General features: G+C 71.9%; 20 protein-coding genes and 1 tRNA gene. 14 read left to right on the plus strand and 7 right to left on the minus strand.

Annotation, left to right across the window (positions count from 1 at the left end; all coding sequences use genetic code 11):
• Position 1: 1 nt before the first annotated feature.
• From K6T13_RS16025 to K6T13_RS16035, 3 genes are read left to right on the plus strand one after another with little or no spacing between them, the layout of a single operon-like run.
• Positions 2-1,051: a FecCD family ABC transporter permease gene (locus K6T13_RS16025; RefSeq protein WP_249423828.1), complete on the plus strand. Its 1,050-nt coding sequence runs from the start codon at positions 2-4 to the stop codon at positions 1,049-1,051.
• Positions 1,048-2,109 carry a FecCD family ABC transporter permease gene (locus K6T13_RS16030; RefSeq protein ID WP_249423829.1) on the plus strand — a complete coding sequence of 354 codons (1,062 nt, stop codon included), beginning with the start codon at positions 1,048-1,050 and terminating at the stop codon, positions 2,107-2,109. The genes K6T13_RS16025 and K6T13_RS16030 overlap by 4 nt, the downstream gene beginning before the upstream one ends.
• Positions 2,106-2,975, plus strand: coding sequence for an ABC transporter ATP-binding protein (locus tag K6T13_RS16035; protein ID WP_430227613.1), 870 nt, complete (start codon positions 2,106-2,108; stop codon positions 2,973-2,975). The genes K6T13_RS16030 and K6T13_RS16035 overlap by 4 nt, the downstream gene beginning before the upstream one ends.
• On the opposite strand, the gene K6T13_RS16040 is transcribed toward K6T13_RS16035, so the two are convergent.
• Together K6T13_RS16040 and dcd are read right to left on the minus strand one after the other, a co-directional pair.
• Positions 2,942-3,889: a siderophore-interacting protein gene (locus K6T13_RS16040; protein ID WP_249423830.1), complete on the minus strand. Its 948-nt coding sequence runs from the start codon at positions 3,887-3,889 to the stop codon at positions 2,942-2,944. The genes K6T13_RS16035 and K6T13_RS16040 overlap by 34 nt on opposite strands.
• Positions 3,890-3,963: 74 nt before the next feature.
• Positions 3,964-4,539, minus strand: coding sequence for a dCTP deaminase (gene dcd, locus K6T13_RS16045; protein ID WP_222895523.1), 576 nt, complete (start codon positions 4,537-4,539; stop codon positions 3,964-3,966).
• Between the two features lie 88 nt (positions 4,540-4,627).
• Between dcd and K6T13_RS16050 the strand changes: the two genes are divergently transcribed.
• From K6T13_RS16050 to K6T13_RS16075, 6 genes are all read left to right on the plus strand, one after another.
• Positions 4,628-4,703 (plus strand) — tRNA-Gly (locus K6T13_RS16050).
• Positions 4,704-5,098: 395 nt separating this feature from the next.
• On the plus strand, positions 5,099-6,328 hold the full coding sequence (locus K6T13_RS16055) for a C39 family peptidase (RefSeq protein WP_222895524.1): 1,230 nt from the start codon (positions 5,099-5,101) through the stop codon (positions 6,326-6,328).
• Positions 6,329-7,420, plus strand: coding sequence for a hypothetical protein (locus K6T13_RS16060; protein ID WP_222895525.1), 1,092 nt, complete (start codon positions 6,329-6,331; stop codon positions 7,418-7,420).
• A gap of 59 nt (positions 7,421-7,479) precedes the next feature.
• Positions 7,480-7,923: a BphX family protein gene (locus K6T13_RS16065; RefSeq protein WP_222895526.1), complete on the plus strand. Its 444-nt coding sequence runs from the start codon at positions 7,480-7,482 to the stop codon at positions 7,921-7,923.
• Between the two features lie 89 nt (positions 7,924-8,012).
• Positions 8,013-8,705, plus strand: coding sequence for a hypothetical protein (locus K6T13_RS16070; protein ID WP_222895527.1), 693 nt, complete (start codon positions 8,013-8,015; stop codon positions 8,703-8,705).
• Between the two features lie 20 nt (positions 8,706-8,725).
• Positions 8,726-9,358, plus strand: coding sequence for a DUF2461 domain-containing protein (locus tag K6T13_RS16075; RefSeq protein ID WP_222895528.1), 633 nt, complete (start codon positions 8,726-8,728; stop codon positions 9,356-9,358).
• Here the strand turns inward: K6T13_RS16075 and K6T13_RS16080 are convergent.
• The 3 genes from K6T13_RS16080 to K6T13_RS16090 form a co-directional block, all read right to left on the minus strand.
• Complete coding sequence (locus tag K6T13_RS16080; RefSeq protein WP_222895529.1) at positions 9,355-10,212, minus strand: nuclear transport factor 2 family protein; 858 nt, start codon at positions 10,210-10,212, stop codon at positions 9,355-9,357. The two genes, K6T13_RS16075 and K6T13_RS16080, sit on opposite strands and share 4 nt — an antisense overlap.
• A gap of 103 nt (positions 10,213-10,315) precedes the next feature.
• A complete protein-coding gene (locus K6T13_RS16085) occupies positions 10,316-11,977 on the minus strand; it encodes an amidohydrolase (RefSeq protein WP_222895530.1) in 1,662 nt (553 codons plus the stop codon).
• Positions 11,978-12,038: 61 nt separating this feature from the next.
• Entirely contained in the window at positions 12,039-12,497 is a 459-nt protein-coding gene (locus K6T13_RS16090; protein ID WP_222895531.1) for an RrF2 family transcriptional regulator, read from the minus strand.
• A 153-nt stretch (positions 12,498-12,650) separates the two neighbouring features.
• On the opposite strand from K6T13_RS16090, the gene K6T13_RS16095 reads away from it, so the two are divergent.
• Positions 12,651-14,528 (plus strand): acyl-CoA dehydrogenase, encoded by a 1,878-nt coding sequence (locus K6T13_RS16095; RefSeq protein WP_222895532.1) that lies wholly within the window; start codon positions 12,651-12,653, stop codon positions 14,526-14,528.
• A 67-nt stretch (positions 14,529-14,595) separates the two neighbouring features.
• Here the strand turns inward: K6T13_RS16095 and K6T13_RS16100 are convergent, their stop codons facing one another.
• On the minus strand, positions 14,596-15,699 hold the full coding sequence (locus tag K6T13_RS16100) for a S1 family peptidase (RefSeq protein ID WP_249423831.1): 1,104 nt from the start codon (positions 15,697-15,699) through the stop codon (positions 14,596-14,598).
• Positions 15,700-15,948: 249 nt separating this feature from the next.
• Between K6T13_RS16100 and K6T13_RS16105 the strand changes: the two genes are divergently transcribed.
• From K6T13_RS16105 to K6T13_RS16120, 4 genes are read left to right on the plus strand one after another with little or no spacing between them, the layout of a single operon-like run.
• Complete coding sequence (locus K6T13_RS16105; protein WP_222895533.1) at positions 15,949-16,161, plus strand: DUF6458 family protein; 213 nt, start codon at positions 15,949-15,951, stop codon at positions 16,159-16,161.
• Positions 16,162-16,167: 6 nt separating this feature from the next.
• Positions 16,168-16,767, plus strand: coding sequence for a LysE/ArgO family amino acid transporter (locus K6T13_RS16110; RefSeq protein ID WP_222895534.1), 600 nt, complete (start codon positions 16,168-16,170; stop codon positions 16,765-16,767).
• Positions 16,768-16,806: 39 nt separating this feature from the next.
• The gene (locus K6T13_RS16115) at positions 16,807-17,535 is read left to right on the plus strand and encodes a DinB family protein (protein WP_222895535.1); all 729 of its coding nucleotides are present in this window, start codon (positions 16,807-16,809) and stop codon (positions 17,533-17,535) included.
• Position 17,536: 1 nt separating this feature from the next.
• Complete coding sequence (locus K6T13_RS16120; protein ID WP_222895536.1) at positions 17,537-18,391, plus strand: NAD(P)-dependent oxidoreductase; 855 nt, start codon at positions 17,537-17,539, stop codon at positions 18,389-18,391.
• Between the two features lie 10 nt (positions 18,392-18,401).
• Here K6T13_RS16120 and K6T13_RS16125 read toward each other — a convergent pair whose 3' ends face one another.
• Entirely contained in the window at positions 18,402-20,132 is a 1,731-nt protein-coding gene (locus K6T13_RS16125) for a DEAD/DEAH box helicase (protein ID WP_222895537.1), read from the minus strand.

Consider the following 20,132-nt stretch of genomic DNA (forward strand, 5'->3'; position numbering starts at 1 on the left):
GGTGACCGCCACGCTGGCACCAGGACCGGCGCTGGAGGCCGCTGCCCCGCAGCGGCGTCCGGCGCCGGTCCGGCTCGCGTGGGTGGCCCTGACGATCGCCGTCCTGGTGCTCGCCGGCCTGGCGTCCGTGGCCTTCGGCGTCCGGGCCGTCAGCTGGTCGGAGATCGTCGCCGGCATCGGCGGCGGTGAGGCGACCATCGCCGAGGCCGCCGTCCAGAAGCGTGTCCCCCGCACCGTGCTGGCGATGGTCGTCGGCGCCGCCCTCGGGCTGGCCGGCGCCGTCATGCAGGGCGTCACGCGCAACCCGCTCGCCGACCCGGGCATCCTCGGCGTCACGACGGGTGCCTCGCTGGCGGTCGTCACCGGCATCGCCTTCTTCGGCCTCTCCTCCCCCGACGGCTTCATCTGGGTCGCCGTCGGCGGAGCGGCCGTCGCCGCCGTCCTCGTGTACGCCGTCGGGTCGCCGGGCCGGGGCGGCGCGACCCCGCTCAAGCTGGCGCTCGCTGGCGCCGCCTGCTCCGCGGCGTTCGCCTCCCTGATCAGCGCCATCCTGCTGCCCCGCATCGACGTCATGAACGCCTTCCGCTTCTGGCAGATCGGCGGCGTCGGGGGCGCCAGCACCGAGAAGACGCTGCAGGTGCTGCCGTTCCTCGTGGTCGGTGCCCTCATCAGCATCGGCAGTGCCCGCGGCCTCAACTCGCTGGCCCTCGGCGACGACCTGGCGGCCGGCCTCGGCCAGCGGGTCGCGACGACCCGGCTGCTGGCAGCGGCCGGAGCCATCCTGCTGTGTGGCGCCGCGACGGCCGTGGCCGGACCGATCGCCTTCGTGGGCCTGGCGGTCCCTCACGTGTGTCGACTCCTCGTCGGGGTCGACCACCGCTGGCTGCTGCCCTTCTCGACGTTGGTGGGTGCGCTGCTCCTGACCAGTGCCGACGTGATCGGCCGGCTGGTCGCGCGGCCGGCCGAGGTCGACGTCGGGATCATCACCGCGCTGGTCGGTGCCCCCGTCTTCATCTGGATCGTCCGTCGCCAGAAGGTGCGTTCACTGTGAGCCTGACCGTCACGTCCCCGACCGGACCCGCCGTCCCCGGCGAGAGCGTCGGCACCGGTCGCCGGCGGCGACAGCGACGACGACGGGCGATCACCCTCGCCCTGCTGGCCGCCGTGCTCGTCGTCCTCGCCGTCTCGCTGATGGTGGGCAACACCTTCTACGGCCCGGCCGAGGTCGTGCGGGTCGTCCTCGGCGAGGTCGTCCCCGGAGCGTCCTTCACCGTGGGCGAGCTGCGGCTGCCGCGGGCCGTCCTGGCGGTGCTGGCGGGGGCAGCGTTCGGCCTCGGCGGCGTCACCTTCCAGACCATGCTCCGCAACCCGCTGGCGGCGCCCGACGTGATCGGCATCAGCGCCGGCGCGAGCGCCGCGGCCGTCATCGGCATCGTGGTGCTCGGCGTCGACGAGGCCCGGGTCTCGCTGCTCGCGATCACGGCAGCGCTGGCGACCGCGCTGACGATCTACGTGCTGTCGTTCCGCGACGGTGTCGTCGGTACCCGGCTGATCCTCATCGGCATCGGCATCGCCGCGATGCTCGACAGCGTGGTCGCCTACGTCATCATCCGGGCCGCGGTCTGGGACCTGCAGACCGCGATGCGGTGGCTGACCGGCAGCCTCAACAACGCCAGCTGGGACCAGGTGCTGCCCCTCGCCGTCGCCGTCGCCGTGACGGGACCGATGCTGCTGACGCAGGCGCGCAACCTGGACCTGCTGCGGCTCGGCGACGACGCCGCAGCCGCTGTCGGCGTCCGCGTCGAGCGGACCCGGCTGCTGGCGATCCTCACCGCGGTCGCCCTCGTCGCCTTCGGCACGGCGGCGGCCGGTCCGATCGCCTTCGTGGCCTTCCTGTCCGGACCGATCGCAGCCCGGCTGGTGGGCCCCGGCGGGTCGCTGATGGTGCCGGCGGCACTCACCGGCTCGCTGCTGGTCCTGTGCGCCGACCTCGCGGGGCAGTTCGCCTTCGACGCCCGCTATCCGGTGGGTGTCATCACCGGGGTGCTCGGTGCGCCCTATCTCGTCTACCTGCTGATCCGCACCAACCGCGCGGGAGGTTCCCTGTGACCGACACCCACACCCTCGTCGTCGACGGAGCGACGCTCGGCTACGGCGAGCGCACCGTCGTCGAGTCGATGGACCTCGTCGTCCCTCCCGGTCGGATCACCGCGATCGTCGGCGCCAATGCCTGCGGCAAGTCGACCCTGCTGCGGGCGATGGCCCGGCTGCTGGCTCCGCGTGAGGGGCAGGTGGTGCTCGACGGCAAACAGCTGCACCGGCTGCCGACCAAGCAGGTGGCGCGGGTGCTCGGCCTGCTGCCGCAGTCGCCGATCGCGCCCGAGGGGATCGCCGTCGCCGACCTGGTCTCACGCGGACGACACCCCTACCAGCGGATGTTGTCGCGGTGGACGCCCGAGGACGAGGCGGCGGTCGTCGAGGCGCTGCGGCTCACCGATACCACGGAGCTGGCCGACCGGCCGGTCGACGAGCTCTCCGGAGGTCAGCGCCAGCGCACGTGGATCGCGATGGCGCTCGCGCAGCAGACCGACATCCTGCTCCTCGACGAGCCCACGACCTTCCTCGACGTGAGCCACCAGGTCGACGTCCTCGACCTGCTCACCGACCTCAACCGGCGGCGCGGCACCACCATCGTGATGGTGCTCCACGACCTCAACCTCGCGGCCCGGTACGCCGACCACCTGATCGCGATCTCCCACGGGCGGCTGCACGCGGTGGGCGAGCCGGGCGACGTCCTGACGGCCGAGGTGGTGCGCGACGTGTTCGGCATGGAGAGCCAGGTCATCAGCGACCCGGTCTCGGGCAAGCCGCTGGTGCTGCCGATCGGCCGCCACCACGCCGGCCACCACGCCGGGGACCACCGCCTCGCGGGCGCGGTGGATCAGGACCGCATGGCGACGCCGCGGCGCCAGTAGCCCATGAAGGCGACCTGGCGGCGGTCGATGCCGAGCTCCGTCACGAGGTGGCGGCGCAACCCGGTGACGACCTTCGACTCCCCCGCGATCCAGGCGTAGAGCCCGGCGTACGGCGAGGCCGCGGAAACGTCCTCTGCGAGCTGCTCGCCCGAGGAGGAGTAGGTCGGGGTCTCCCAGAGGTCGGGGTCGACCTCCGCATCCTCGACGGCTGGCGCCGCGCCCGCCGACTCGCCGAGGTGCTCGACCACCGCGGCGTGCAGCCGCTCGCCGAGTGGCGCGCCGTCGCGCGGGAGCCAGACCACGTCGACCCCGGCGGGCGCATCGACGCCGAGGACGTCGTCGCCGACCGGGACCTCCAGGAACGCCGCCCCCGTGGCGTCGGCTGGCAGGCAGCCGAGGATGGAGCAGATGGCCGGCACGGCGGTCTCGTCGCCCACCAGCAGCAGCCGCTCGGCCTCGCCCGGCACGAACTCGATGCCGCCGAAGAACTGGCCGCTCCGGGGCGCGACGAGCACCACGCGGTCGCCCACGCGTGCCCGCGCAGCCCAGTCCGAGCCCGGGCCGGTGTCGCCCCCGTCGACGTGGAGCGCGAAGTCCACGACGAGGGTGGTGCCGCTGCCGGTGCCGCGCACCTCACGGATCGTGTAGGTGCGCATGTGGCCGCGCTCCGCCGGGGGGATGTCGAGCCAGGTGGTGAACCACGACTCGTCGGCGTCCTCGAAGGACGGGAGCGTGCCGTGGTCGTTGGGGAGGACCAGCTTGATGCGCTGGTCGTACACCGGCCCGTCGACCCCGAAGTCGGCGAGCACCGGTGCCCCGAGCTCGACCCGCAGGAAGGTCGGCGAGAGCCGTTCGACGGACACGACCTCGACCTCGTCGAGGATCATCGGCAGGGCGTGGGTGGTCGTCGTCATCGAGCTCTCCGTCCAGCGCCGCGTTGCGCTGTTGGTTAGGTATGCCTAACCAAAGGCTATCCCGAGCTCGGCGGTCAGATCGAGGTGCGGTGGAAGTTCTGGAACGAGCGCGACGGCGTGGGGCCGCGCTGGCCCTGGTAGCGGGAGCCGTACTTCGCCGAGCCGTAGGGGTGCTCGGAGGCCGATGAGAGCCGGAAGAAGCAGAACTGCCCGATCTTCATGCCCGGGTAGAGCTTGATCGGCAGCGTGGCGACGTTCGCCAGCTCCAGGGTGACGTGCCCGGAGAACCCCGGGTCGACGAAGCCGGCGGTCGCGTGGGTGAGCAGCCCCAGGCGTCCCAGCGAGGACTTGCCCTCGACACGCGCCGCGACGTCGTCGGGCAGCGTCACGACCTCGTACGTCGAGCCCAGCACGAACTCACCCGGGTGCAGGATGAAGGGCTCCTCGCCCTCCGGCTCGACGATGCGCGTCAGGTCGGACTGGTCGGCGGCCGGGTCGATGTGGGGGTAGCGGTGGTTCTCGAAGACCCGGAAGTAGCGGTCCAGCCGCACGTCGATCGACGACGGCTGCATCATCGCGGGTTCCCAGGGCTCCATGGTGATCCGCCCGGCGTCGATCTCGGCGAGGATGTCGCGGTCGCTCAGCAGCACGCGACGTAACCTACCCGCCGGTGCGCCGCGCGCCGGGACGTCGGGTAGCATCCACTCCGCAGTGAGGCCAGACCCGGCCGCACCGCACGCGGATGTAGCTCAGTTGGTAGAGCGCGACCTTCCCAAGGTCGATGTCGCGAGTTCGAGCCTCGTCATCCGCTCCACACGCCCCACCGCTGGTCGCGCTCTCGAGCGCGACGCTCCGCCGAACCGTCGATGTCGCGAGTTCGAGCCTCGTCATCCGCTCCACACGCCCCACCGCTGGTCGCGCTCGTCGAAACCACTGGTCAACCACACGCTGGTTGAGCCTGTCGAAACCAGGTCTCGACAGGCTCGACCTCCGTTCGGTGCCGCACCAGGTCTCGACAGGCTCGACCTCCGTTCCCCGCACTTGCGACACCGCCGGTGGTTGAGGTGCGAGCGCAGCGAGCCTCGAAACCCCCGGGCCGCCCCTCGCCAACTCCCACACACGTCCGCACCTCGGCTGTGACGCTTGACGTCTTGTGTTACTCATGGGGACAGTGGTATTGCCCTCTTCCCCGACCGGAGACCTGCCCACATGTCTCGGACACCCTCGTTCCTGCCCTCCTACGCCGAGCTCCGCGGCCGTGACCGCGCCGCCCTCGCGGCCGCCGCCGCCCTGGTCCTGATCGTCACCGGAGCGCTGTTCGTGCCAGCCGGCGACGACCCCGGCGACGGTCTCGCGCCCACCACGGCTCGCGAGTACGTCGCCCTCGACTCGGCCCCGGGGCGTGGGGTGCTCACGCCGGAGGCGGAGGCGGAGATCGACCGCGTCCTCGCCACCGCTCCTGCCCGGCTGAGCGCCCGGGTGGCCCCGACTGCCCTGGCCCGCGACCTGGTGCGGTGCGCGGAGTTCGAGGACCAGCAGTACTGCCTCGGCGTCGGCTGGACCGAGGTGACTCCGCAGCAGGCCGCAGGCCGTGCCCTCGCCCGCCCGACCCGCCCCGGTGGCGAGACCACGGGCGACCTCGCCACCGCCGACCTGCTGGCGCAGCGCGCGGCCCTCCCGACCGCGGAGCGGATTGCCGTGGAGCGTGCCGAGCTCGAGGAGGCGGCGCGGTCGGTGGCCAAGGTCGTGCTGCTGCGCCACCAGCTGCTCGGCGAGCCGCTCCCCGAGGGCTTCCTCGAGCGCCACCCCGAGGCGCGGGCGAGCGCCAGCACCCCCACCTCCCCGAGGAAGAAGAACAAGCTGATCAAGGACTACCCGCAGCGGTCCAAGATCCTGAACTCCCGGCAGATGCGCGAGCAGCACACCACCTACTGGTGCGGCCCGACCACGATGCAGGCCATCGCGTGGGGGTGGCAGGGCCGGAAGAGGACACAGCGCCACTGGGCCCGCCAGCTCGGCACCACCACGAGCGGCACGGCCATCTCCGACATCGTGCGCCTCGTCAACCGGGACACCGGCTACGACCGGAAGAAGTACGCCGGCACCTACATCGTCCTCGACATCTCCGACTGGAACTTCCACCGGTGGCTCCTGCTGCAGATGCGACACATCCACGACTACCGGGCGCCGGTCGTGCTCCACCCGATGCTGCTGAAGAAGTACTACCCCTACCTCGACGACGATGCCTCGGGGCACTTCCAGGTCGGCCGTGGTTACGACAAGCGCGGTGACAAGCCGCCCCACATCGGCTACTTCGAGCCGTGGAACCAGCAGCGCTTCGACCCCTCGGAGCCCTACATCCGCCGGGTGCAGTGGCGCGACGCCTACAAGAGCTACCGCGCCAACCGAGCTCACCCGCACCAGAACATCGGGGTCTGAGTGCGCCGCGTCGCCGCCGTGCTCGCCGCGGCCCTCCTGCTGGCCGGGTGCTCCGGTTCGGACTCGTCAACTCTCCCGGGTTACGACCTGGGCCGCCAGCCGAGCGCCGAACCGACCACCGCACCGCCGTCGGACACCCCGTCGCCGACGGCGTCCGGCGAGCCGGACGCCCCGGCGGTCCTCGACTGGCAGCCGGTCGAGGGTGATCCGACCGCCGAGACCACGGTGAGCGGGAGGTGGCGGCTCAGCCTCACCGAGGGGGGCGAGGCCACGCTGACCGGCCCCCGCGAGGTCGCGCTCGACGTCCCCCGGGACTTCCGGGTCACCGACGCGCTCCTCGACACCGACCACGCCGTCGTCGTGGCCGAGCACGAGCGTGCCGAGCAGCCGAACGTCGCGACCGTCGTCGACCTCGCCTCGGGGCGCACCTCGACGATCGACGGCGACTCGGAGGTGCCGACGACCGTGGGTGGCACCTGGGCCCTGGGTTCCGGACTGCTCGTCCACGCCACCACGCAGGGTCGCGACTACTGCCTGGCCGTGGCCGACCTGGTCACCGGACGCTCCCGGCTCGGGCCGTGCGTACCGCCCCGCCACGGCATCACCAACGCCCACGTCAGCCCGGCGGGGATCACCGCGATGACCTTCGACGACGGCCGACCCTCCTGCCGCACCCTCAACCGCGTCGAGGGAGACGACTTCGTCCCGCTCGCCGGCGTGCAGGAGTGCCGGGGCTGGGAGGCGGTGGCGACCGAGACCTTCGCGGCGTGGGGAGTGGTGCCGCGCGAGCGGCGCATCGAGGACTCGGTCTACCTCGTCGACACCGGCGAGGGACCCGTCGAGATCGGCCCCGGCACGACCGGCTCGCTGACCTGGTGCGGGTCGGCGGCGTACGTCGTGCGCGACCCGCAGCGCGCCGGCGACCCCGCCCGGCTGCTGCGGGTCGCCCCCGACGGTGGGACCGAGGTGGTCTACGAGTCCCCCGGCCGCGGCAAGGCGTTCCTCTCGGCGCCCCGGTGCGGCGGCAGCCACCTCACCATCAGCGCCTTCAGCGCCGCCGGCGACGAGCAGGTGACCGCGGCCCTCGACTGACCCCGGAGAGACGTGCCCTGGCCTAGGGTGGCGCTACCGGGAGCACGACGGGGGTGAGGATGACGAGCTCGACGACACCTCGCGCGGCGGGTCCGGACCGGCCGCTGGCGTGGTGGATGCGGGCGGTGGGTGTGTTCTACGTGGTGCTGGGGCTGGGCTTCCTCCCGCCGGTCAACCGGGCACGCTTCGACGTCCTGCTGCCGGCCTTCGACGCGCCGCGCGACAGCGTGGCCTTCGAGGCGCTCATCGACTGGACGTTCGTCTTCGGCCTGGAGACGGCAGTGATCGGTGCCGTGCTCCTCTGGGCGTCCAGGTCGGCCGGGCGGAACGTCGTGCTCGCGTGGGCCGTCGTGGCCCTCGAGCTGACCCGCGGCGTCGCCTGGGACCTCTACTACCTCTCCCGCGACTACACCGACGCCGTCGGCTTCTACGTCGGTTTCATCGTCGTGCACCTGGTGATCGCCGCGAGCGGAGCGGTGCTCGCCCGCCGGGCTCCCGGCTGACGCCACGGCGACGCTCCCCACATCGGGGGTGGGTGTGCCCGACGATGGTGCCCACCGCTCCACGGGGGAGCGCGACGTCTGGAGCCACCATGACCGACCCGGAGATCCCGTCGGCGCTGCGCGCACGTCGGCTCGCCGTCATCTCGGCCGCCGCGCTGTCCGGCCTGCTCGTCCTCGTCTCGATGGTCCTCGACCCCGCGCCGGACGCCGACGGCACCGAGATGGTCGCGGGCTACGCCGAGCACCTGACGCGCTCGGGGCTCCACACCAACCTCATCCACTACGGCTTCGCACTGCTGGCACCCGTCGTCTACGCGATGGTGGCGCTGGTCCGGGGGCGCGGCGCGTGGCTGGCCAACATCGCCGGCGTCCTGGCCATCGTGGGGTTGAGCACGCTGCCCGGCCTGGTCCTGCTCGACTTCACGAGCGTGGCGACGGTGCTGGCCACCGACCTGGAGACCTCAGCGCTCGTGGACGCCGAGCTGGAGGCGCTCCCCTACTTCATCGCCGTCATCATCCCGGCGTTCCTGACCTCGGTGCTGGCCCTGCCCCTGGCCGTGGTGGCGCTCTGGCGCGCGGGGCTCTTCCCCGGCTTCATGGCACTGCTCGCGCTGCCTGCCGCAGTGGCGCCCAACGTGATGCCCACCTGGTGGCTCGCGTTCGGCACCAACGCCGTGTGGATGCTCGCCGTCGCCTACTTCCTCGCCCGCGTCCCCGAGCAGCACTGGTACGCCGGAGCAGCTGGTCGCGCTCACGCACCCACGGACCCCGTGCCTGCGTGAGCGCCGCCTAGGCTCGGAGCATGTCCTTCACCGGCTTCCCCGTCGCCGCCCTGGACTTCTACGACGACCTGGAGGTCGACAACTCCAAGGCGTTCTGGGGGGAGCACAAGGCGACCTACACCGAGGCGGTGCGCGCGCCGATGGTCGCGCTGTGCGAGGCGCTCGGCCCCGAGTTCGGCGAGGCGAAGGTGTTTCGCCCCTACCGGGACGTGCGCTTCGCCAAGGACAAGACCCCCTACAAGACGCACCAGGGCGCCTTCATCGCCGTCGCGCCGGCCACCGGCTGGTACGTCGAGATCTCCGCGCGCGGCACCCGGGCCGGCGCCGGCTGCTACGGGCCGAGCAGCCCCCAGCTCGCCGCGATCCGGCAGGCGATGGCCCACGACCGCACCGGTCCCGAGCTCGAGCGGATCCTCCACCAGCTGGAGGCGGACGGCTTCGACATCCACGGCGAGACGGTGAAGACCTCGCCGCGCGGTTGGTCGGCAGACCACCCGCGGATCGACCTGCTGCGCCGCAAGCAGGTGCTCGGGATGAAGCACTACGGCTTCGAGACCGACGCCATCGGGCCCGACCTCCTCGACCGGGTCCGCGACGACTGGCGCCAGCTGCGGCCGATGGTCGAGTGGCTGGCCCAGCACGGCCGCACCTAGCCGCGCGGAACCTTCCCACGGGCACGGAGGGACCGAGCACCGATGACGGCATACCCACCCGTGATGGCCAGGCTGACCAGGCGGGTCCGCCGGGGCAGGTCGGTACGCAGGCCACTGATGGTGTCGCCGATGTCCACCATCAGGCCGAGCCGCTGCCACGTACGGCGTTCTTCCGGCTCAGCACCCAGGAACCCCGCGGCCAGGGCCACGGCCCGGACACCGTAGACGGCAGTCAGGTAGCGCACGTCGGGCTGACCGGCGGGAAGGCCGTAGAGACGGGCACCCGTCCGTGGCGCGACCCAAGCGGGGACACCGAGGAGGAGTCGGCCGAGCGCGAGCGCGGTCGGGGCGTCGACGCGGCTCGGCCGGTCGGTCAGGACCCGACGGTGCAGCAACGGGCCGACGCCACTGGTCCACCACGGCAGCCAGGCCGTTGGGGTGCGCGCGGCCAGCCGCAGCAGCGGGACCGGGTCGAAGTGGGAACGCCGGGCCGTGAGCAGCCCGTCCTCGACGGTGCACCGGTCGACGAGGGAGAGGACGAGCTCACGGCCCCCCGACCCGCCGATCGTGCCCCGCAGCGTCAGGTGGATGTCCACGACGAAGCTGCGCTCGTCGACATCGACCCCAGCACGAGGTTCGAGGACGCCCCAGGCCGTCACCTCTCCCCGCAGGTCCGGCACCAGTCGCAGCAGGCGACCGTACTCCTCGGCGAGTGCACGGCGCCCGCTACGGGTCGGCAGCAGCGGTTGCTCGAGGCGGACGTCGTCGGCCACGATCTCGTCCCACGCGTGCGGGTGGGGACTCCGCCACCCTGCTGCGAAGCGCTCCACGAAGCGCTCGGCTGCCGAGCTCATCACAACCTCCGTCGTCGTCTGCGGTGTGCCGGGCACGCTAGTTCAGGTCGCCGCCACGACGTCGACGGGTGTGGAGCCCGTGCTCCCTCCGCGCAGCCCGACCTCACGTCCCGTCGCGGCGGATGACCTCGGAGCCGCGGGACCATGCGGCCAGGGGCTCGGCGGACCCGATCTCGTCCTCGTGTAGGTCGAACGGGTCGCGGTCCAGGATCAGGATGTCGGCCGAGGCACCGACCCGCAGGTTCCCCGAGTCCTCCTGGTGGTTGGCGTGCGCGGCGCCGCTCGTGTAGGCCTGCAGCGCCTGGGTGAGGGTGAGGCCCTGCTCGTCCCGCATGGGGGGCTCCTCCTCGCTCTCGTCGGTGCTCCGCGAGGAGCGGTTCACCAGCACGTGGATGCCCTCCATCGGGTCGGGCGGGTTGATCGGCCAGTCCGAACCGCCCGCCACCAGGGCGCCGCTGCCGACGATGTCGGCGAACGGGTACTGCCACCCGAGGCGCTCCTCGTCGAGGTACGGCTCGACCATCTGCACGGCGGGAGTCTGCGACCTCGCCCACATCCCCTCGACGTTGGCGATCGCGCCGAGCAGCCGGAAACGGTTGCGGTCCGGGGGTGCCACCAGCTGGAGGTGTGCCAGCTGGTGGCGCTGGTTGCTCCACCCGTTGCGGCGCCGGGCCGTGCCGATGGCGTCCAGCGCCGTCCGCACCGCCCGGTCCCCGAGGGCGTGGAAGTGGGCCTGGAAGTCGGCCGCGTCCAGCGCGACCACCGCCTCCTCCAGCTGCTCGGGCTCGAGGAAGGTGAGACCACGCTCCCCGCCGTGGCAGGGGCACCGGGCACCGCCCAGGTAGGGCTCGTCGACGGCCATGGTGAAGATCTCCGAGACACCGTCGACCATCAGCTTGGCGGAGCCTGCGTCCAGCCCGGCCTCGGCGAGCCGGTCCCGCTCGGCCACCAGGTCCTCGATCTGCTCCACCCCGCGGTGCCGGTCCCACCACAGCGCGAGCCGGACCCGGGCGGAGAGCTCCCCGGCCTCGACGAGGTCCAGGTAGGCCTGCGTCGGGTCGTCGATACCGGCGTACCCGCCGACCAGGGCGTCCTGCCAGCCGACGATGCCCCAGGAGTGGAGGTGTGCCTGGGCCTCGCGCAACGCGTCGCGCTTCTCCTCACGCGTGGTGTCGACGTGGCGGTGCACCAGCAGCGCCGCCGCCTCGCGGAGGGTGCCGGTCGGGTTCCCGTCCCGGTCGCGCTCGATCCAGCCGTCCGGCGGGTCCGGGGTGTCGCGGTCGATCCCGGCGACCTCGAGGGCCCGGGTGTTGACCCACGCGTTGTGGTGGTCGTTGCTCGGCAGGAACGCCGGGCGGTGCGTCACGACCCGGTCCAGGGCCTCCGCGGTCGGCCCCGTCCACTGGTCGAAGTGGTCCAGCGACCAGCCGCCGGCACGGAACCAGCCCTCACCGTCCTGCTCCCCCACTGCGGTCGCAATCGCGTCCAGGCACTCCTCCGCACTCTCGCAGTCGGTGAGCAGGGTGCTGCGCAGCTCCAGCCCCCCGATCAGGGGGTGGACGTGTGCGTCGTGGAACGCCGGGAGCACCAGCCCGCCGGCGACGTCGACCTCCTCCACGCGCCGGTCCGGGGCGGCCATCTGCTCCCGGACCCGGTCGAGGGGTCCGACGGCATGGATCATGCGGCCGCGCACGCCGACCGCGTGCTCGTGGTGGTAGGCCAGCCCGTCGAAGAGCCGCCCGTTGGCGAAGATCAGGTCGGTCACGGTCGGGCCCGTCGTCGGAGGAGGAGCTGGCCCGCGACAACCTACGCGACCCCGCTCGGCGCTAGTGCGGCTGCCAGGCGTCCTCGTCGGCGGTGCGGGTCGTGACCTCGGCCGGCAGCTCCGCCGCGGCCAGCTGCGCGATCGTGACGTGCTCGAAGACGTCGCGCAGCGAGCGCCGCGCGGCGATCCAGACGTGCTGGAGGACCGAGGCCTCCTCGTTGTAGCTGACCGCCTCGGGCCGCAGCCCGTAGACCGACACCAGGGGTCCGTCCACCGCGCGGATCACGTCGGCCACGGTCACGTCGTCCGCCGGCCGCGCCAGTCGCCACCCCCCCGACTGCCCCCGCTGGGACAGCACGACGCCCGACCGCCGCAGGTCGGCGAGGATGCCCTGCAGGAAGCCGTGGGGGATCTCCTGCCGCCGTCCGAGCTCCTCGGCGCTCACGGCCGAGCCGTCGGTCTGCCGCGCGATCTCGATCAACGCCCGCAGGGCGTAGTCGGACTTCGCGGAGACACGCATGCGCAGATTGTGTCAGCCCGTGCCCTCGGTCACACCGGCCCCGTCGGCGGTTCCCATTTCCTTGCGTGCGTGACCGGGCCAAGGGATACTCGTTGTTACTGACGAGTATCCCCTGGAAACAGGCCCCCTTCGAGCAACGAACAGGTGGAAGCAGTGAGCCACTACCGGAGCAACCTCCGCGACATCGAGTTCACCCTCTTCGAGGTCCTCGGCCGCGACGAGATCCTCGGCACCGGCCCGTTCGCCGAGATCGACACCGACACCGCGCGGGCCATCCTCGCCGAGGTCGACCGGCTCTCCCGCGAGGACCTGGCGGCGTCGTACGAGGACAGCGACCGCCACCCGCCGGTCTTCGACCCCGAGACCCACACCGCCCCCGTGCCGGAGTCGTTCGCGAAGAGCTACCAGGCCTGGATGGACGCCGAGTACTGGCGTCTGCAGATCCCCGAGGAGCTCGGCGGCACCCCCGCGCCCTCGTCGCTGGTGTGGGCGCTGGGCGAGATGGTGCTCGGTTCCAACGCACCGGTGTGGATGTACGCCGCCGGCCCGGCGTTCGCCAGCATCGTCCACCGCAACGGCAACGACCGCGACAAGCGGATCGCCCAGATCATGATCGACCGGGGCTGGAACACCACCATGGTGCTGACCGAGCCCGACGCCGGCTCCGACGTGGGCGCCGGGCGCACCAAGGCCACCCCCAACGACGACGGCACCTGGAACATCGAGGGCGTCAAGCGCTTCATCACCTCGGCCACCAGCGGCCTGTCCGAGAACGTCGTCCACCTGACCCTGGCGCGCCCGGTCGGCGTCGAGGGCGCCGGCGGCCCCGGCACCAAGGGCCTGAGCCTCTTCATCGTCCCCGAGCACCACTTCGACCCCGAGACCGGCGAGCTCACCGGTGAGCGCAACGGCGTCTTCGTCACCAACGTCGAGGACAAGATGGGCATCAAGGTGTCCAACACCTGCGAGCTCACCTACGGCGACCCCTCCATCGGCAACGGCGCCCCCGCCAGGGGCTGGCTGCTGGGTGAGGTGCACAACGGCATCGCCCAGATGTTCCAGGTCATCGAGAACGCCCGGATGATGGTCGGCACCAAGGCCATCGCCACGCTGTCCACCGGCTACCTCAACGCCCTCGACTACGCCAAGGAGCGGGTCCAGGGCGCCGACCTGACCCAGGCAGCCGACAAGACCGCCCCGCGGGTGACGATCACCCACCACCCCGACGTACGCCGCTCGCTGATGACGCAGAAGTCGTTCGCCGAGGCGATGCGTGCGCTGGTGCTCTACTCCGCCAGCTGGCAGGACCGGATCCAGGTCGCCGAGCACAACGGGGAGACCGACGAGCTGGCCGCGGCCGTCAATGACCTGCTGCTCCCGATCGTCAAGGGCTACGGGTCGGAGCGCTCGTGGGTGCTGCTCGGCACCGAGTCGCTGCAGACCCTCGGTGGCTCCGGGTTCCTCAAGGAGTACCCGATCGAGCAGTACGTGCGCGACGCCAAGATCGACACCCTCTACGAGGGCACCACGGCGATCCAGGGCCAGGACTTCTTCTTCCGCAAGATCGTCAAGGACCAGGGCCGGGCGCTGGGCCACCTCGCCTCGGAGATCGAGTCCTTCATCACCAGCGAGGCCGGCAACGGCCGCCTCAAGCAGGAGCGGGAGCTGCTCGCCGCGGCCCTCGAGGACGCCAACGCCCTGGTCGGACACATGATCAACGACCTGATGTCGGCCGACGCCTCGGCCGAGGGCGGCGACGTCCGCAACATCTACAAGGTCGGGCTCAACACCACCCGCCTGCTGATGGTGCTCGGCGACGTGGTGTGCGCCTGGCTGCTGCTGCGGCAGGCCGAGGTCGCGCTCACCAAGCTGGGCGAGGGCGCCGCCGGCAAGGACCAGGCGTTCTACGAGGGCAAGGTCGCGGCCGCGCAGTTCTTCGCGCTGCACAACCTGCCCAAGGTCCGCGCGGAGCGGAAGATCGCCGAGAGCACCGACCTCGCGCTGATGGACCTCGACGAGGCCGCCTTCTGAGAGCAGACGACGGCGCCGCACGGGATGTCCCGTGCGGCGCCGTCGTGCTGTGTGCGGGCGTCGGTCCTCAGTAGACGCTCACGCCGTAGGCGTTCAACGCCTCGGTGACGGGCTGGAAGTACGTCGTCCCGCCCCAGGTGCAGTTGCCGTTGCCGCCCGAGGTCAGGCCGAGCGCGGTGGACCCGGCGAACAGCGAGCCGCCGCTGTCACCACCCTCGGCGCAGATGTTGGTCTTGATCAGGCCGTAGACGGTGCCCTCGGCGTAGTTGACGGTGCTGTTGAGGGCCTGCACGGTGCCGCTCCGGACACCGGTGGTGCTGCCGCTCCGGGTGACCGACTGCCCCACGTAGGCGTTGCCGGAGGTGGTGATGTCGCGGTAGGTCCCGTTGTAGAGGTAGACGTTCCCGGACCCGGCGCTCGTGGTGTAGCGGACGATTCCGTAGTCGTTGCCCGGGAAGCTGGTGCCGGCCCGGTCGCCCATCTTCGAGGTCTGGCTGGAGTTCGAGTACCACGGGACCGACAGGTTGGTGCAGTGGCCGGCGGTCAGGAAGTAGTAGGTGCTCCCGGAGCGGACGTTGAAGCCGAGCGAGCAGCGCGAGCCGCCACCGTAGATCGCCTGGCCCCCGGAGACGGTCGGGGAGAGGGTGCCCTCGATGCGCTCCACGCTCGCCTTGTCGCCGAACGACGCGACGATGCGGGTGATCCGCGCGGTGGCCTTGGGGCCGACCGTCGAGTCGAGGCTGACGACCACCTCGTTGCTCTGCGGGTCGACCGCCCAGGCGGTGCCCGCCGTGGAGACGCGGTCGTCGAGGGTCTGGGTGACCTTGTCCAGCGCCTTGGCGCTGAACCGCACCCGACGGGCCGCGAAGCCGTCGGCCCGGGCCTCGCGCGCCGCGGCGGCCGACGTGACGTCGACGACCATTCGGCCCTTGCGAGCGTCGTACCAGGCCCCGGCAGTGCGCCGGTCACCGATGGCCGCGGCCGCGTCGGTGGCCCGGTCGGCCTGGCGGACGCCGGCGTCGGCGCGGGCGACCGAGCGGGCGCCCTCCTTCTTGCCGGGCTGGGGATCCGGGGACGAGGCCGATCCGGCCGGCGCCATCCAGATGGTGAGAGAGGTGCCCAGCGCCACGGTGGCGGCGAGCAGGGCCTTCTTGGGGGTGGATGTTGACACGAGGGTTCTCCCTTCGGTGGATGCACCCGATGCACATCCACCGCCGTCCGGGTCCCGGTGCGGAGTGTCCCCCCGATGGGACACGAGTCAGGACGACGTCCTGTCCGGCGGCGACGCGTGCGGCTGGACACTGCCTATCCCGGAACGGAGCAACCGGACAAGGGTTGACTTCCTCCGGGAGGGGGTCTACGGCCGCGGTGCCGACCTCGCTACGCTGACCTGACTGTTCACTCGACAGGAGGCACACGCATGGGCATCGGTGTAGGCATCCTCTTGCTGGTCATCGGCCTGATCCTCACCCTCGGGGCCGTCGACCTGCCCGACGCGATCACCGACGTGGTCGACACCAGCACGGTCGGCTGGATCTGCCTCATCGTGGGCGGCCTGGCGATCGTTCTCGCGCTGGTGATGAACCAGCAGCGGACGCGGACCAAGCACGTCGAGGAGCGACGCCACGGCTGACCGGCGGTGATCACGGCCGCTGCGGCCGGTCTGGTCACCGGGCTCACCCTCATCATCGCGATCGGCGCGCAGAACGCGTTCGTCCTGCGCCAGGGGCTGCTGCGGGCCCACGTCGGCGTGGTGGTGGCGATCTGCGCGGTCTCCGACCTGGCGCTGATCCTCGCCGGGGTGGCGGGGATCGGCGCGGTCGTGGAGCAGGCTCCGGTGGCGATCACGGTCGTCCGCTGGCTCGGGGTGGCCTTCCTCAGCTGGTACGGCGTCAGCTCGCTGCTGCGCGCCCGGCAGCCCGAGGCCCTGCGGGCCTCCCGGACCGCGGCGGCCTCCCGGCGTACGGCCGTGGCGACGGCGCTCGCGCTCACCTGGCTCAACCCGCACGTCTACCTCGACACGGTGCTGCTGCTCGGCTCCATCGCCAACCAGCACGGTGACGGGCGGTGGTGGTTCGGAGGTGGGGCAGCGCTGGGCAGCCTGGTGTGGTTCACCGGTCTGGGCTACGGCGCACGTCGGGCCTCCGGCCTCTTCGCCAGTGCCCGGTCGTGGCGGGTGCTCGACGTGGTGATCGGACTGACGATGCTCGGCATCGCGGTCACGCTCGCCCTCGGCTGACCACTCCCCCTCGCGACCGCCGTCGGTCATGATGGGCCCGTGACGACCTACTCGGGGACGGACGAGTTCGAGGGCGCAACCTTCATGAGGGCCAGCTTCAAGGGAGCCACCCTGCGGTTCTCCGACGTCAGCGGCGTGACGATGCGCAGCGTCGACGTCGACGGGCTCGACATCGACAGCCACGACCTGGCCATGGGCACCCTCGTGGTCAACGGGGTGGACGTGGTGCCGCTCGTGGAGGCCGAGCTCAACCGGCGGTTCCCGGGCCGGGAGCTGCAGCACGCCCAGACACCCGAGGGGCTGCGGGAGGGCTGGGTCGCGGTGCAGGCGGCGTGGGCGACGATCGTGGCCGAGACACCACCCGAGCTGGTGGACGCCCACGTCGAGGACGAGTGGTCGCTGGCCCAGACCCTGCGCCACCTCGTCCTGGCGACCGACACCTGGCTGCGGCGCGGCATCCTGCGGCTCGAGCAGCCCTTCCACGAGATCGGCCAGATCTTCACGGGGGCGGCCGAGATGGGTTTCGACATGTCGATCTTCCGCGCGGAGGCGCCGGCGTACGACGAGGTGCTCGCGGTGCGGGCCGAGCGGCAACAGCAGGTGACCGACTTCCTCGCTTACGTCTCCCCCGAGCAGCTCGCGGAGACACGCGACGACCCCTGGGGCTTCGACTGGCACCCCACCGTCGGCGACTGCGTCCGGGTGATCCTGGAGGAGGAGTGGGCACACCTGCGCTACATCCGGCGAGACCTCGAGCGGCTTCGCTGAGGTGACCACCCTCGGCATCGTCTCGCCCGGCGCCATGGGCTCGGCCCTCGGCCGCGCCTGGTCCTCCGGTGGAGCCCGCGTGGTCGCGACCGTCGAGGGACGCAGCGAACGCACCCGCGGCCTCGCCCACGGGCTCGAGCTGCTGCCCGGCCTGGAGGACGTCGTGGCCGCGGCCGACGTGGTCGTCAGCGTCTGTCCACCCGGAGAGGCCGGGCCCTGCCTCTTCTCGATCCTGCAGGCCGCGTCGTCGACCGGCGCGACCCCGGTGGTCGGGGAGCTCAACGCCGTGGCGCCGCCCGTGGTCGAGGAGCTCGCGACGCTGGCGCGCTCGGCCGGGCTCGACCTGGTCGACGGCGCCATCAGCGGCGGGCCACCCACGCCGGACGGCGAGACCACGCTCTACCTCGCGGGTGACCGTGCCGCGGAGCTGACGCTGCCCGCGCCGGGGCTCACGACCCGGGTGGTGGGCAGCACCGTCGGCGTCGCCTCGGCGGTGAAGATGTGCACCGCCTCGGTCTACAAGGGAACGACGGCGGTGTGGACCCAGGCGCTGGAGACCGCACGTGCCCACGGGGTGCTCGACGTCGTGCTCGACGACCTCGCGACGGCGTACCCCGACGAGGTCGACCGCGCCGCGCGGCGGCTCGCGATGGCGACCAGCAAGAGCGCCCGGTTCGCCGACGAGATGGAGCAGATCGCCGAGACCCAGGCAGCGGCGGGGGCGTCGGCCGAGCTGTTCGCCGCGATGGCCGCGGTCTACCGTCGGCTGTCACGGACGGCGCTGGCGGACCTCAGCCCCGAGGAGGCCGCCGACCTCGACGACCTCGGCACCGTGCTGGCGCGGCTGCGGGACTGAGCCCCGGCCCTCACCCGTGGCGCTTGCCGTGCGGCTTCTTGCCGCTCCGCGGCCGGTTGCCGGGTCGCCGCGCCGGCGGGCCCTCGTCACGGGTCAGCTCGATCAGCTTGCCGCTGATCCGGGTCTGCTTCAGCGCCGTCCAGGACTCCTCGGACAGGGTGGCCGGCAGCTCGACCAGGGAGTGGTCGGGCCGGATCACGATCGCCCCGAAGTCGGCACGGTTGAGACCGCCCTCATTGGCGATGGCCCCCACGATCTGGCGGGGCTCCACCTTCTGACGCTTCCCCACGGAGATGCGGTACGTCGCCATCGGCCCGGACGGCTCCCGCCCGCCACCGCGGCGCGCCGGCCGGTCCTTGGCGCCTCGGCCCTCCTTGCCGCGGTGCTCCCGCGCCGGCCGTACGGGCTCCTCCTCGAGCAGCATCGGGGTGTCACCCTGCAGCACCACGGCCAGCGCCGCGGCGACGTCCACCTCGGGCACGTCGTGCTCGCGGACGTAGTGGCTCACGACGTCCCGGAAGAACCCGACCTGGGCCGAGCCGAGGGCGCCGGTGATCTGGTCGTCGAAGCGGGCCAGCCGGGTGACGTTGACGTCGTCGACCGTCGGCAGCCTCATCTCGGTGAGCGGCTGCCGCGTCGCCTTCTCGATGTGCTTGAGCAGGTAGCGCTCACGCGGCGTGACGAACGAGATCGCGTCGCCGGTGCGGCCGGCCCGGCCGGTGCGGCCGATCCGGTGCACGTAGGACTCGGTGTCGGTGGGGATGTCGTAGTTGACGACGTGGCTGATCCGGTCGACGTCGAGCCCGCGGGCCGCGACGTCGGTGGCGACGAGGATGTCGAGCTTGGCGGCCTTCAGCTGGTTGACGGTCCGCTCCCGCACCTGCTGCGGGACGTCGCCGTTGATCGCCTGCGCGGAGAAGCCCCGGGCCCGCAGCTTCTCCGCGAGCGTCTCGGTCTCGTTCTTGGTACGGACGAAGACGATCATCCCCTCGAAGTTCTCCACCTCGAGGATCCGGGTCAGGGCGTCGACCTTCTGGGGGTAGCTGACGATCAGGTAGCGCTGGGTGATGTTCGCCGACGTCGCGGTCTTGCCCTTGACGGTGATCTCGACCGGCTCGGAGAGGTACTGGGAGGCCAGTCGCCGGATCGTCGGCGGCATGGTCGCCGAGAAGAGCGCGACCTGCTTGGTGTCCGGGGTGTCGGCGAGGATCCGCTCGACGTCGTCGGCGAAGCCCATGTTGAGCATCTCGTCGGCCTCGTCGAGCACGAGGAAGCGGAGCTCGCTCAGGTCGAGGGTGCCCTTGTCGAGGTGGTCCATGATCCGCCCCGGCGTACCCACCACGACGTGCACACCGCGGCGGAGCGCGGACAGCTGGACGCCGTAGCCCTGGCCGCCGTAGACAGGCAGCACGTGGACGCCCTTGAGGTGGGAGGCGTAGCGCTCGAAGGCCTCGCAGACCTGGAGCGCCAGCTCACGGGTCGGGGCCAGGACGAGCGCCTGCGGCGTCTTCTGGCTCACGTCGAGCCGCTCGAGGATCGGCAGCGCGAAGGCGGCGGTCTTGCCGGTGCCCGTCTGCGCCAGCCCGACGAGGTCGTGCCCCTCGAGCAGCGGCGGGATGGTGCGGGCCTGGATGGTGGACGGCGTCTCGTAGCCGACTTCGTGCAGGGACTTCAGGACCGCCGCGCCGACACCCAGGTCGGCGAACGTGACGGCCGAGGGTTCGGACGGTTCGGTGCTCAC

The sequence above is a fragment of the Nocardioides coralli genome, assembly GCF_019880385.1.
Classification (GTDB): Bacteria; Actinomycetota; Actinomycetes; order Propionibacteriales; family Nocardioidaceae; genus Nocardioides; species Nocardioides coralli.

Bases quoted from the DNA above. Each gene is read 5' to 3' on its own strand.
- K6T13_RS16040 (WP_249423830.1), bottom strand. From the start codon at position 3,889: ATGACGACGACCACCCACGCCCTGCCGATGATCCTCGACGAGGTCGAG.
- K6T13_RS16090 (WP_222895531.1), bottom strand. From the start codon at position 12,497: ATGCGTGTCTCCGCGAAGTCCGACTACGCCCTGCGGGCGTTGATCGAG.
- K6T13_RS16070 (WP_222895527.1), top strand. From the start codon at position 8,013: ATGACCGACCCGGAGATCCCGTCGGCGCTGCGCGCACGTCGGCTCGCC.
- K6T13_RS16080 (WP_222895529.1), bottom strand. From the start codon at position 10,212: ATGAGCTCGGCAGCCGAGCGCTTCGTGGAGCGCTTCGCAGCAGGGTGG.
- K6T13_RS16065 (WP_222895526.1), top strand. From the start codon at position 7,480: ATGACGAGCTCGACGACACCTCGCGCGGCGGGTCCGGACCGGCCGCTG.
- K6T13_RS16055 (WP_222895524.1), top strand. From the start codon at position 5,099: ATGTCTCGGACACCCTCGTTCCTGCCCTCCTACGCCGAGCTCCGCGGC.
- K6T13_RS16105 (WP_222895533.1), top strand. From the start codon at position 15,949: ATGGGCATCGGTGTAGGCATCCTCTTGCTGGTCATCGGCCTGATCCTC.
- K6T13_RS16075 (WP_222895528.1), top strand. From the start codon at position 8,726: ATGTCCTTCACCGGCTTCCCCGTCGCCGCCCTGGACTTCTACGACGAC.